The organism is Streptomyces sp. NPDC057616, from assembly GCF_042800575.1.
Lineage (GTDB): Bacteria > Actinomycetota > Actinomycetes > Streptomycetales > Streptomycetaceae > Streptomyces.
The window spans coordinates 24,995-38,543 of sequence record NZ_JBHVGU010000022.1 but is presented as its reverse complement, the minus strand read 5'-3'; the positions used below and the strand labels follow the sequence as shown (position 1 = coordinate 38,543).

Sequence of the window (13,549 nt, the reverse complement as noted above, 5' to 3'; positions counted from 1 at the left end):
TCATGAGTCAGGCACTTCCACCTGAGCCGCGGTTCTACGAACTCAGCGACCTGCTGGCGGCCTATGCGAACACCGGCTTCACCTTCTCCGACACTGCGGAGACCCCGGGTCCCGGCCTGGCCTCCTATCTCAGGATCGCCGCACGGGACCCCGCACGCGCCGAAACGGCCGTCCATCAAATTGATGACCTGCTCTCCGTCGGACTCTTCTCCGAAGAGATCGCAGATGACGTGGAGGACCTGCCACACATTCGCCCTCCGATGGGGACAAGCGTGGAGGACTGCCTGCGCATCGTCAGGGAGCACCTCTACCGGTTCCTTCAGGACCCGTCACGGGTTCCTCGGGCGAACCCGCAGAACCGCTGGGAATGGAACGAGCGATTCCCCGCATTGAGCCAGTTGCTCGGAGCCTACTTTCACCAGGATTTCGAATACTTCTATGAATCTCGCGACGAGGCTCTCGACGAGTACGTCAGCGAAGCCCTACCGGAAGACCGCGCACAGGCCCAACAGGAGCTCGGTGAACTCCTGACCATGGTGTCCTCGGAACAGGAACTCGACACCGCGGCCACGGCGTTGGGGCTCGATCTTCTGCCCCCGGAAGGGATGTCCCTCCGGCAATGGCTGGAGCTGATCCGCCACAGGATCGCCACACCGTAGAGGTCTCGTCGGCGTTCCAGGCCTCTTCCCGTGCCGGCAGAAGCGGTACGAGGATCGGGAGACGTTGTCAGATGCCCGCTATACGGTTGATCCGCACAACATCCTGGGGACGAAGGAGCACGTCGTGAGGCCGACCCTGGCCGCCGCACAGGTCCGCGGCAGCTTGATCCAATACCTCACGACGACATACGCCCTCACCGACGGAGACACACGCCTGGCGTTGGAGCGCTTCCTCGGGCATCCGGAGACGGGCATCTTCCGAGGTCCGTATCTGCGGATCAGGACGCCCTTCCACAAGGCCGACGACGGCTGGCAGCGGCATCTCGACTGGGCTCCCGGCTTTCCGCCGTACCGGCATCAGGCCAAGGCGTGGGAGCGGCTGAGCACCATGCACGGTCCGGCGCAACCCACACTGATCACCACGGGGACCGGCTCCGGCAAGACGGAGTCCTTCCTCGTGCCCGTGCTCGACCACTGCCGGCGGGAGAAGGCGCGCGGCCGCCGCGGGGTCAAGGCGGTGCTGTTGTACCCGATGAACGCGCTGGCCACCGACCAGGCGGGGCGCATCGGCGAGTACCTCGCGCAGCCGGAACTCGCCCAGGTCACCGCCGGGCTCTACATCGGTGACCGGCCGGACACCGACTTCCGGCGGGTGCTGACCCGGCGCGAGGAGATGCGGCTCGCGCCTCCCGATGTGCTGATCACCAACTACAAGATGCTCGACCTGCTGTTGCAGCGTGGCGAGGACCAGCCGCTGTGGGAGGGCGCCGACATCACGTTCGTGGTGCTCGACGAGTTCCACACGTACGACGGGGCACAGGGCACCGATGTCGCGATGCTGCTGCGCCGGCTGGCTTCGGCCACCGGACAGAGCAGGCCGGGGGAACCGCTCGGGTCGATCTGTCCGGTGGCGACCTCCGCGACCCTCGGTGAAGGCGGTTCCGGCGGCCGGGACGGCGGCATCCTCGACGTTGCGGCCCAGGTGTTCGGGATGCCCTTCGCACCAGACTCTCTGATCGGTGAAGAGCGCATGTCCGCCGGGCAGTTCACCGGAGATGTGGACTACGAGCTGCCCGAGCCGCCGTCCCCGAAGGACGTCATCGACTTCTCCGGCGGCCCCGGCGTGGAGGCTCGTCCCGACCTGCTGGACCTCAACGGGCTCGCTGAGAAGCTCCTCGGGCGGCGCGGGCTCGACGCGTTCCAGCTCGGCAGGCTGCTCAAGCGGCACGACTTCACCCACGGTGTGCTGTCGCTCCTGGACGGCGAGCCGCTCGGCGAGTGGGAACTGCGGGACCGGATGAGCCGGTTCGGGTATGCGTGGGCGCGGGCCGCACGGGAGAATCCGCGGCTCGTGCTACAGGCCCTGTCGCGTTTCGTGGCGCTCCTGTCCGCCGCCCGGGATCCCGAGTCCGACGACAAGCGGCCCCGGCCCTTGCTGCACATCGAGGCGCACCTGTGGGTGCGCCCCGTCACGCGCGTCCTGCGCGGTGTGGGGCCGACACCCGAATTCCGCTGGTACGAGGACGACCGGACCGCGGCGCGCAGAGCGGCCCTCGCCGCACCACCCGCCGGCGGTGACGAGGACGAGCGGTCGTCCGGGTCGTGGCCGTCCGGTGACGCCCGGCGGGCTCAGGCGCAGCCCGGGTCGGACACGGCGGTGCGCCCCGCCGCCGTACATCTGCCCGCCGTCTACTGCCGCAACTGCGGACGGTCCGGGTGGGCCGCGCTGTCCCCGGAAGCCGATCCGCAGCAGCTGGTGATGGCGCAGGACAAGGTGTGGCGCGCGGGCATCGGGCGCGACAAGCGGCGCATCCGCTACTTCATCGCCGCCACGCCCGCCGAGCGGGACGAGGCACTGAACGCCCTCACCGGCGCCAGGGCGTCGTCGGGAAGCGGCGTCGACCCGCTCTCCGTCGTCGTACTGGACGGCGCCCAGGGGACGTACCGGCTGCCGACGGCCGCTGACCGCGACGAACTGCAGGACGGCTGGTTCGCGCTGGCCATCACCGACAAGAAGTCCGCGGACCGGGCGGCAGTCGACGACCGCTGCCCGGCCTGCAACACGGACAACGGAATCCGCTTCCTCGGTACGTCGCTCGCCGCCCTGGCCTCCGCCACGGTCACCCAGCTGTTCACGGGCGGCGACATCGCGCTCGTCCCGGAAGAGCGCAAGACGCTGCTCTTCAACGACTCGACGCAGGACGCCGCACACCGGGCGGGCTACGTCGCCAACGCCTCGTACAAGTTCTCCTTGCGGTCGCTGCTCGCGCACGCCCTCGACGGCTCCCCGGAACCGCTGGCGCTCAACGACCTGATCGGGAACGTGCTCGACTCCGTCGACGACCCCCAGGCGCTGGCCGCCGTGGTGCCGCCGGACCTGCACGACGAGCCCGGCGTGGACCGGCTGCTGTCCGGGCGGGGTACGGGTGACGCCCGTACGTGGAAACTCATCGGTGAGCGGCTGGCGTTCGCGACCGTCATGGAGTTCGGTCTGCGCTCGCGTCAGGGGCGCACCCTGGAGCTCACCCGGACCGCCGCCGCCGAGGTCGTCATCGGGGACCCGGAGCGCCTCACCGCGCTCGCCCGCGATCTGCATCTGTCGCTGCCCGGCCAGCTGGTCGCGGTGGGCGGGCTGCCGACGCCCGAGCGCTATCTGGCGTTCGTCCGCGGGCTGTTGGAGCGGGTGCGGCAGCGCGGCGGCGTCCGGCACCGGTGGCTGGAGCCGTGGATGCGGGACGCGGGCGTCACCCGCTTCAAGGTGTGGGGCGGGCGGCCGGACGGCATGCCGGCGTTTCCGGACGGGGTGGCGGCTCCGCGGTTCCTGCTGGACGGCCCGAAGGAGAAGTCGACCTTCGACGCGGCCACCGGCAGGCTCGGCTGGTACCAGGACTGGACCCGCCGTTGCCTCGGCCTGGACGCGGCGGGCGCGAGCGAATACCTGCGCCGACTGCTGCCCGTGCTGGCGGAGGAGCATGTGCTCGCGGTGCGTACGGCGCAGGACCGGACCACCAAGGTGTACGGCCTCCAGCCCGGTCACATCGAGGTGCGCCTGCTGGACGACGCGGTGGTCAACAAGGCGTTCGTCAGCTGCGCGGACTGCGGCTGGGAGCAGGTGGTGCTGCCCGAACGCAGGACCCGCTGGTACGGGCATCCGTGCCCGCGCTACCGCTGCCCGGGGATGCTGCGTCCTCCGCAGGCCGACGTCTCCGTCAGCGTCACCAGCACGTCCGGCAGCTTCGGCGGCTCCCGGGAGCGCGATTACCAGAACGACTACTACCGGCGCCTGTATCTGACGGGCGGCACCTTCCGTGTGGTCACGGCGGAGCACACGGGCATGCTCACCCGTCCTCAGCGCGAACGCGTCGAGCGGACGTTCCGCGAGGGCACGCACTACACGGACCCGAACGTGCTCTCCTGCACACCCACCCTCGAACTCGGCATCGACATCGGCGACTTGTCTGCCGTCCTCCTCGGCTCCCTTCCGAAGGGCCCCGCCAACTATGTGCAGCGGGCCGGACGAGCAGGCCGGAAGACGGGCAACGCGCTAGTGGTCGCGTTCGGCGGCCGGCGCGCCCGCGACCTCTACTACCTCGACGAGCCGCGGGAGATGATCGCCGGCGACATCGTGCCGCCCGGCTGCTATCTGTCCGCGGTGGAGATCCTGCGCCGCCAGTACACGGCACATCTGCTGGACATCGCGGCTCGCGGCTCACTCACCACGGCGGACGGGGAACAGCTCCAGCCCGCCCCGCGGCTCGTGTCGGCGCTCTTCGGTACCACCGGCTGGTGCCAGGACCTCGCGGACGCCGCGCTCACCCATGGCGCGCGTCTGGTCGAGGACTTCCTGGCCCTGTTCCCTGTCGGCGGGCCGGACGGGTCGGGAGTCTCCGATCACGCCGCCGACGAACTGCGCAGCTACGCCACGAGCGGGATCGTCCGCGCCCTGCAGGAAGCCGAAGAGGACTGGACGGGACGGCGTGAGGAACTGCGACGGCGCATTGCGGCCATCGACAACGCGATGGACGCACTCGTGCGCTCCGATCCCGAACAGGACCGCGAGTTCCGGGAGTTGCTGGCCGAGCGGCGCGCCACCGGGGACCTGCTGCGCGAGCTGAGCCAGAACAGCGCCCACGGTGCGCTCGTGGATCTCGGTCTCCTGCCGAACTACAGCCTCGCCGACACGACGACCCAGCTGGAAGCCACCCTCTACTGGACCGAGGAGCAGGCCGAGGACGACGACGGCGAGGCCGCCGGCTCGAAGAAGTCGTACCGCAGCGAAGTACGGGACTACGAGCGCTCCCGCAGGCTGTCCCTCTCCGAACTCGCCCCGGGCAACAGCTTCTACGTCAACGGCTACAGGCACGTGGTACGCGCCCTGGACATCGGCAGCCCGGACCGGCGCGCCTGGTCCGTGTGGCGGCTCTGCCCGGCGTGCGGTTACGTCCGCACCGACAACGCCAGAACGGACACCTCGGCGTGTCCGCGCTGCGGCGGACGGGAGATCGCCGACGCCGGGTGCGTCCAGTACGTCATGGAACCCAAGCGGGTCATCGCCCGCGACAAACGCGACGATGCCAGGGTCCGGGACGACAAGGACGAGCGGGACCGCCGCCGCTACGCGATGCTCACGACCGTCGACATCGATCCGGTGCATCTGGCACCCGGCTCGTGGCGGCATCAAACGGCCGTCTTCGGCATCGACTTCACCAGGCGCGCCGTCATCAGGACCCTGAACCTCGGGCTCGACCGGCAGGACGGCAGCAGCACCGTGTCCGTCGCGGGGGACGACGTCCGGCTCAACCCCTTCTACGTGTGCACGAGTTGCGGCGGTGCCACGGCCGACGGGCGCCCCGTCGTCGACCAGCCGTCCGGTGCGCTCACGGAGTCCCTGGTCGCGAGCAACAAGGCGAGCGCCCACCATCTGCTGTGGTGCCCGCGCCGCAAGACACGGGACGCGGGCGACCAGCAGGGCAAGGGCCAGGACGTGCCGCTGCTGCTCGCCCACGAGTTGGTGACCGAGGCCGTGCGCATCCTGCTCCCGGCGTCCGTTGCCCGCGCCAAGGAGCGGCTGGCGTCGTTCACCGCGGCCCTGTTCGTGGGGATCGCCGCGCGGTACGGCGGCGACCCCGACCACATCGACATTGCCTCGGCCTCCATGCCCGACGGCGGCGACGCCGACTGGCCCCGGCGCTTCCTCGTCGTCTACGACCGACTGCCGGGCGGCACGGGATACCTCCACCGGCTGGCGTCGGCCGACGGCTTCCGGGAGGTGCTGCTGAAGGCACGCGAGGTCATCGAGAGCTGCCCCTGCATCGAGAAGGGCATGGACGGCTGCCACCGGTGCCTTCTTCGCCGTGTCCCGGCGAGCGACTACGACCGCGTGAGCCGGAACGAGGTCCGCCAGATGCTCGACGAGTTGCTCGGCAAGACCGGCGAGGGATGGAAGACCTCGCCGGTGACCGCCACACACCAGATCCCACTGGAACGGCAGGCCGAGAGCGACCTCGAGGTCATGTTCATCGAGACGCTCAAGGACTGGGCGAAGCATCCCGACTCGCGCGCCAGCGCCGACGCGTACACGACCACGGCCGGCACGTACTCGCTGGATCTCAGGCTGACCGGCGCGGACGGCAGCACACTCAGTTGGCGTGTCTCCCAGCAGCGGGCGCTGGACGGGACACGTCCGGACGTCCTCTTCGAGCGCCTCGACGCTCCCGGACCGCGACTCGCGCTCTACCTCGATGGCTACGAGTTCCACGCCACCCCCAAGCACAACCGGCTGGCGGACGACGCCACCAAGCGCACCCGGCTGCGCGCCGAGGGCCTGCGGGTCTTCCAGCTCACGTACTTCGACGTGAAGGAGTGGCGCACCCGAGTGCGCGACACCGGCTATGCCGCCGCCGGGCCGACGGATCCGGTCTGGCAGCCGTACGGGGACCTCGGCACACAACAGGCCCGGAAGTACTACGACGAGGTGCGCGGCGGCCTGCCCGGCGAGCTCGCCCACACCGCCTGGATCAACCCGGCGGACCTGCTGCTCTCCTACCTGCGCTCTCCGGACACCGACGCATGGCTGGCACGCGCGGAAGCGGTCGTGGCCGGCCTCACCGGGACTCGGCCGCACATGGCGGCCGTCTCCGAGGAGGCCGTGGGCACCCAGCTCACGGCAGCCCTGCACGGCACGCCGCCCCAGGGCCGGGGCGGGCCCCTGCGCATCCTCGCCGCGGTGGACCGGTCGGGCTGTGCCGTGACGGCTGTGGCGGACGCCCGGCACAAGCCGCCCGCGTGGACGGCCGCCACCGTGCTGGAGGACAGCCCGGCGGCCATCGCGGACACGGACACTCACCGGAAGCGCTGGCGGGCGTGGCTGTACTGGAGCAATCTGCTGCAGTTCCTGGAGCACGGCGGAGGAGACAGCGCCCAGCTGACCACGAGCCTGCTGGACGGCTTCTCGGCCGACACCCTCGCGGTGACAGGCGGCTCCGGCTGGCTCGCCTCCACCCGGATCGATCTCGGGATCGGCACCGAAGAGCCTGTCGCGCAGCAGGACGTCCGAGAAGCTCCTGAACCGGCACCGGCCGCAACAGAACCGAACGGGACCACGTCGGACGGCACCGCCTGGGACACCGTGCTGGAGTACCTCGATCCGGACGAGCCCGGGCTCCAGCTGCTGGCGGTGGCACTCGCCTCGATGGCGGCACCCGCACCCGTCGACGGCTTCGAGCTCGACGACCGTGGCTGGCTGGCCGAACTAGCCTGGCCGGACTGCAAGGTCGGTGTCGTGCTCGCTCCTCGTCCCGTCGGCTCCGAACCGGACTACGAGGCCCGGGACCGGGACGCCGCCTTCGCCGCCGCGGGATGGGACGTACGCATCGCGAACGACTGGACGGCCAGGGAGTTGGCGGAACGACTGGCGGTGCAACCATCCGCGCCCGTCAGGAATCGTGATCAGCAAGAAGACGGAACCACCGGAACGACCCAGGGGGAGCCCCACCGATGAACACCGCGAGTGTGACCCTGCGTCTGCTCGACAAGGCCGACAAGGAGATCCTGAAGCTCCCCCGCTCGGTCAAGGGCGCCCTCTACGACTTCCAGCACAAGTTCAAGGCGAATCCGCACGCCACGGGTCTCCATCTGAAGCAGCTGAAGGGCGACAGCAGACTGTGGTCCGCACGCGTGAACGACGAGTACCGCGCCCTGCTGCTGCACCTCGCCGACACCGACTGGCTGATCGTCTCCGTCAAGCACCGCAAAGAGGTCTACGAGAACCTCGACCGCCTCTCCTACGGCATCAACCAGGTCACCGGCGCCATCGAGTACGTCGACCTCCAGGTCGTCGAGGAGAGCGTCCTCAGGCGCACGGCACCGCCGCGGCCCGAGCCGACGCCCCGTGTCCAACCCGAACTCCTGCAGCCGGAACCGCTGTTCGCGGGTTTCTCGGACCAGCAGCTCACCGACCTCGGTGTGGCCGAGCCGCTCGTACCGGTGATCCGCACGCTCACCACCGAGGAGCAGTTGCTCGGGCTCATCGAGTACGCGCCTCAGCTGACCGGCGAGATCCTGCTCTACCTCTTCGACGGCAAGTCGTACGAGTACGTACTGGAACAGGTGACGGCCCCGGTCGCAGCGCCCGAGCCGGTCGACACCGAGGACTTCCAGACCGCCGTCGAACGCCCGGCGACGATGGTCACGACCACGGACGAGGCGCTGCGCGAGGCCCTGGAAGGCGAGGACTTCGGGCGCTGGAAGGTTTTCCTGCACCCCACCCAGTCCAAGCTGGTCGAGCGGGACTACTCGGGCCCGGCCCGCGTCGGCGGGGGCCCGGGGACGGGCAAGACCATCGTCGCCCTGCACCGCGTGAAACACCTGGTCGAGCACCTCCCGCAGGGCCGCAACAAGCAGGTGCTGCTGACCACGTACAACAAGAACCTCGCGGCCGACCTCCGGGCGCGGCTGTTGGAGCTCGGTGGCGAGCAGCTGCTGTCACGCGTGGACATCAGCCACGTCGACCAACTGGCGCTGCGCGTGGTCCGGGAGGCCGAGCCCGGCAGCACCAAGCAGACGATCGACGACAATCAGGTGCTTCGCGAGTGGCGCGCCATGCTCGACGAACTCGGCGAGACGGCCTGGGACGCGGAATTCCTCCACGACGAGTGGACCCAGGTGATCCTCGGCCAGGCGGTCGCATCCCGCACCGACTATTTCCGTGCCCGCCGCGCCGGCCGGGGCAGGAACATCACGCGGCCCGAACGGGCCGAAATCTGGCAGCTGGCCGAAAAGTTCACCCAGCGACTGGACCGTCTGGGGCGGCAGACGTGGGCGCAGGTCGCCGAACGGGCCGCGCGACTGGAGATGGAGCGCGAGCGGCGGATCCATGCTGTCGAACAGCAGCGTGCGGAACATGACGGCCTGGACAACATCCACCTCCAGGACGGTTCCGCCGGATGGCTCCGCCACCGCTACCGGCACATCGTCGTGGACGAGGCCCAGGACCTTCGGCCGGGTCACTGGAAGATGCTCCGCGCCATGGTCGCCAGAGACCGCAACGACATCTTCCTCGTCGGTGACACCCACCAGCGCATCTACAACAACCAGGTGACACTGGGCAGCCTCGGCATCAACATCCGCGGACGGTCCGCCAGGCTCACCCTCAGCTACCGGACCACGAGGCAGATCCTCGGCTCGGCACTCGGGGTGTTGAGCGGCGAATCGTTCGACGACCTCGACGGCAACGAGGAGAACCTGGCCGGATACCGGTCCGTACTGAGCGGAGCGCTGCCCGAACTCCACCCGAGCACCGACTGGGATTCCGAACGCGAGGCGATCACCGAGCTGATCGCTGAGTGGGAGGACATCCCTCTGGAGCAGATCGCCATCTGTGTGCCCACCAACGCCATGGCTCAACAAGTCGCGGTGTCGCTCGCCCAGTCCGGCATCCGCGCGGTGGAGATCGGTCCGGACGGCCCACGCGGCGACGAAGGTGTGCACATCGGCACGATGTTCCGGTTCAAGGGGCTCGAGTATCAGCGCATGATCATCGCCGGGGTGAGCGAAGGCCTCGTACCTCGCGCGGAGGTGATCGGTATGCAGCGCACAGACGCTCTGCGCTACCGGCGCGAACTGCAGCGGGCCCGCTCCCTCCTCTTCGTCGCGGCCACCCGTTCACGCGATTCACTGGCGATCTTCTGGCACGGGACACCCAGCCGGTTCCTGCAACCGCTACTTGCAAGCTGACACAGGCTGTTGTGTTCGCCATCGCCCAAGGCGTTGTAGCCCCGAGCCAGGTGCGCCTTGCGGCCTCGGTGTGACACATGTCCTGGAAATCGATACGCAGGTACCTCCCCGGCACGCGGTCCAACGGATCCGCTGTGCTGCATCGCCGGTCGTCCCGACGGTAAGGCAACGCCTGCCAGGCTCAGATCTTGGGCGGAATGCACCCGCCCATGATCCTGTACTCCCCCCCGGGAAGCCCGCGTCCCCCTACCTCTTCTGCTCCACCCGCACCCAATCCACCTCAGCCCGCACTCCCCCCGCCGCGACCTTGTCCACGCTCGACTGCGGCAACCCCCAGTAGGGACTGGTCACTTGGTTCCACCCGGCGGGGTACGCGCCGCCCAGGGCCAGGTTCAGGATCACGTACTGGTCGTGGTCGTAGACCCACTGCCCCCGCGTCGACTCGACCTTGTTGCGGGTCGTCTCCTGGATCAGGTGGTCGTCGACGAGGAAGCGCATCGCCGTGGGGGTCCATTCGACGGCGTAGGTGTGCCACTGGTCGACGGTCCCGGCGGCCGGGAAGGTCTGGCGGGTGCCGATGTTGCCGTCGGCCGAGTAGCCGGGGCCGTGCAGGGAGCTGCTGGTCCAGTCGGGGTAGCCGATGTTCTCCATGATGTCGGTCTCGCCGGATGCGGGCCAGGAGACGGACGGGTCGTCGACGTCGGAGCCGAGCAGCCAGAAGGCGGGCCAGAAGCCGTCACCGACCGGGAGCTTCATACGGGCGCTGACCCGGCCGTAGGTGAAGTCGAAGTGGGTGTTGGTGTCGATACGGCCCGAGCTGAAGTCGTACGTGCCGCCGCCCGCGTGCGTGCAGCCTTTGCAGTACCTGGCGTTGAGGACCAGTTCGCCGTTCTCCGTGCGGACGTTGTCCGGTGAGTCGACGTACGCCTGCGACTCGCCGTTGACCGGTCCCATCTCGGTGCCGGTGCGCACCACCCGCCATTTGGAGCGGTCGAGCGCCGAACCCGTGAAGTCGTCGAAGAACGTGGTCCGGTACGTGCCCGGCTGGTCCCCCGGCAGGGGCGGGTACGCCGCCGACGCGCTGCCGCCGGTGCCCCACACCTGGAACTCGTAGAGGGAGTAGCCGAACTGGGCCGTCGCGGGCGCCGGGTTGGAGAAGCTGCGGCGCTCCTTGCCGAGCATGCGGACGTAGCGGCCGGTCGCCGGGGCGGGGAGGGCGACGGTGTCGTGCAGACCGACCGCCTCCGCCGGGGACTTCACGTTCGCGCGGCGGGCGGCGATCTCGGCGGCCGACGGCTCGTGGACCGTGCGCCAGGTGCGGTTGTCGTCGGAGACCTGGAGCTGGTAGTCGACCGCGTAGGCGGCCTCCCAGTACAGGTCCACCGAGGAGATCGTCGAGCTGGCGCCCAGGTCGACGGAGACCCAGCGGTCGGCGTTCCAGTCGCTGGCCCAGCGGGTCGCGTCGTCCTTGAGGTTCGCCGGCCAGCCGCCGTCCGTGACGGACGCCGGTGAAGTGCCCGCGTGCTGGTAGTAGTTGGAGTACGCGGGGTGGTTCAGGGCGAGGTTCGTGAGGGTCGTCGAGGCGGGGGCCGGCTCACCGCCGTAGACCTTGAAGGAGTACAGCGAGTAGCCGTACGGCGTGGCGCGTTCGACGCCGCGCATGCGGACGTAGCGGCCGGTGACCTCCTGCGGGTACGTGCTCGCCGTGACCGTTCCGCCGGTGCCGGCGGTCTCCGTGTAGAACGGGGTCCAGTTGGTGCCGTCGGCCGAGGCCTCCACCACGTATCTCCTGCCGTAGGCCGCCTCCCAGTCGAGCACCACCCGGTCGATCCGGATCGTGCTGCCGAGGTCGACGCGGATCCAGGCGTCGTCGGCGAAGTTGCTGGACCAGCGGGTGGCGCCGTTTCCGTCGAAGGCCAGGCCGGGTGTGGTGCCGCCGTTCTCGCTGCCGGAGGCGGTGACGGCCGCGGGATTCGCCGTGTACGCCGTGTTCGCCCGGTCGGCCTCCCAGGCCGCCGCGGCAGCCGCGGCGGACGCCGGTGCGGCCAGCGCCGTGATGCCCGGGGACAGCAGGGCCGCCGTCGCGAGGGCGGCCAGGAGTGTGCGGGGAGTGCGGGATGGCATGCGGCTCTCCCGAGGTCGTTGATGTTGCGTACATGACAGACATACGAGTGCGCATCGCTGCTGGAGCACCTGGCCCGATCAGCCGGCGGATCAACGAACGACGCGGTGGGCGCAAGCTCCCCTGGACTGCGCCCACCGCGGTCCTGTGTCAGGCCGCCCGGCGGGCCCGGTTGCGGTGGGCGCGGACGATGTCCGCGTACCGGTACCCGGTTCCCTTGATCGTGCGGACCTGCGTCCGGTAGTCCACGTGGACCAGCCCGAACCGCTTGTCGTAGCCGTACGCCCACTCGAAGTTGTCGAGCAGCGACCAGGCGAAGTAGCCGGCCAGCGGGGCGCCCTTGCGGAGGGCCGAGGCGCAGGCGGCGAGGTGACGCTCCAGGTAGTCCTGGCGCTCCGGGTCGTCGACGGTTCCGTCGGGACGTACGACGTCCGGGTAGGCGGAGCCGTTCTCGGTGACGTACAGCCGGCGGATGGGGTACTCGTCGGTCAGGCGCAGCAGGAGCGCCTCGATGCCGTTCGCGTCGATCTCCCAGTCCATGCCGGTGCGCGGGACGCCGAGGCGGCGCACGGAGCGGACGTGCGGCGCCGGCGCCGAGGGGTCGTCGGCGACGGTGGACGGCATGTAGTAGTTCAGGCCGTGCCAGTCGAGCGGTGCCGCGATCTTCGCCAAGTCGCCTTCCTGCTCGGGCAGTTCGACGCCGTACACCTCGCGCATGTCGGCCGGGAAGCCGCGGCCGTAGACCGGGTCCAGCCACCAGCGGTTGATGTGACCGTCCTGCCGGCGGGCGGCCGCCACGTCCTCGTCGCGGTCGGTGGCGGCGTGCACGGTGGAGAGGTTGGTGACGATGCCGACCTGGGCGGAAGGGGCCGCGGCGCGGATCGCGTCGACGGCGAGGCCGTGACCGAGCAGCAGGTGGTAGGAGGCGCGGACGGCGGCCGTCAGGTCGGTCAGGCCGGGGGCCATCCTGCCCTCCAGGTGCCCGATCCAGGCCGAGCAGAGGGGCTCGTTGAGCGTGGCCCACTGCGTCACGCGGTCGCCGAGGCGCTCGGCCACGACCGAGGCGTACTCGGCGAACGCGAGGGCGGTGTCCCGCTCGGGCCAGCCGCCGCGGTCCTGGAGGGCCTGCGGCAGGTCCCAGTGGTAGAGGGTGACGGACGGGGTGATGTCCGCCTCCAGCAGCGCGTCGATCAACTCGTCGTAGAAGGCGAGGCCCTTGGGGTTGACCGGGCCGTCGCCGCCCGGCATCACCCGAGGCCAGGCGACCGACAACCGGTAGGCGTTGGTGCCCAGTCGACGCATCAGGCCGATGTCCTCGCGCCAGCGGTGGTAGTGGTCGCAGGCGACGTCGCCGTTGTCGTTGCCGGCGACCTTGCCGGGCGTGTGGGAGTAGGTGTCCCAGATCGACGGGGCGCGGCCGTCCTCCGCGACGGCTCCCTCGATCTGGTACGCCGCGGTGGCCGTGCCCCACAGGAAGTCGTGGGGGAAGGCGGCGAGGTCGATGCGGTCGGACACGGAAGTCCTCTCAAAGCGA

Annotated in this window: 5 protein-coding genes; 3 read left to right on the top strand and 2 right to left on the bottom strand. The window is 69.9% G+C overall.

Going from position 1 to position 13,549, the window contains the following annotated elements; translation table 11 throughout:
• The first annotated feature begins 2 nt into the window (after positions 1–2).
• From ACFU97_RS26520 to ACFU97_RS26510, 3 genes are all read left to right on the top strand, one after another.
• On the top strand, positions 3–659 hold the full coding sequence (locus tag ACFU97_RS26520) for a contact-dependent growth inhibition system immunity protein (RefSeq protein WP_384261067.1): 657 nt from the start codon (positions 3–5) through the stop codon (positions 657–659).
• A 124-nt stretch (positions 660–783) separates the two neighbouring features.
• The gene (locus ACFU97_RS26515; RefSeq protein WP_384261064.1) at positions 784–7,659 is read left to right on the top strand and encodes a DEAD/DEAH box helicase; all 6,876 of its coding nucleotides are present in this window, start codon (positions 784–786) and stop codon (positions 7,657–7,659) included.
• A complete protein-coding gene (locus ACFU97_RS26510; RefSeq protein WP_384261062.1) occupies positions 7,656–9,893 on the top strand; it encodes a UvrD-helicase domain-containing protein in 2,238 nt (745 codons plus the stop codon). The genes ACFU97_RS26515 and ACFU97_RS26510 overlap by 4 nt, the downstream gene beginning before the upstream one ends.
• Positions 9,894–10,139: 246 nt before the next feature.
• On the opposite strand, the gene ACFU97_RS26505 is transcribed toward ACFU97_RS26510, so the two are convergent.
• Both ACFU97_RS26505 and ACFU97_RS26500 read right to left on the bottom strand, forming a co-directional pair.
• Positions 10,140–12,017, bottom strand: coding sequence for a discoidin domain-containing protein (locus ACFU97_RS26505; RefSeq protein WP_384261060.1), 1,878 nt, complete (start codon positions 12,015–12,017; stop codon positions 10,140–10,142).
• Between the two features lie 148 nt (positions 12,018–12,165).
• Entirely contained in the window at positions 12,166–13,530 is a 1,365-nt protein-coding gene (locus tag ACFU97_RS26500) for a GH1 family beta-glucosidase (RefSeq protein WP_384261058.1), read from the bottom strand.
• Positions 13,531–13,549: the final 19 nt, after the last annotated feature.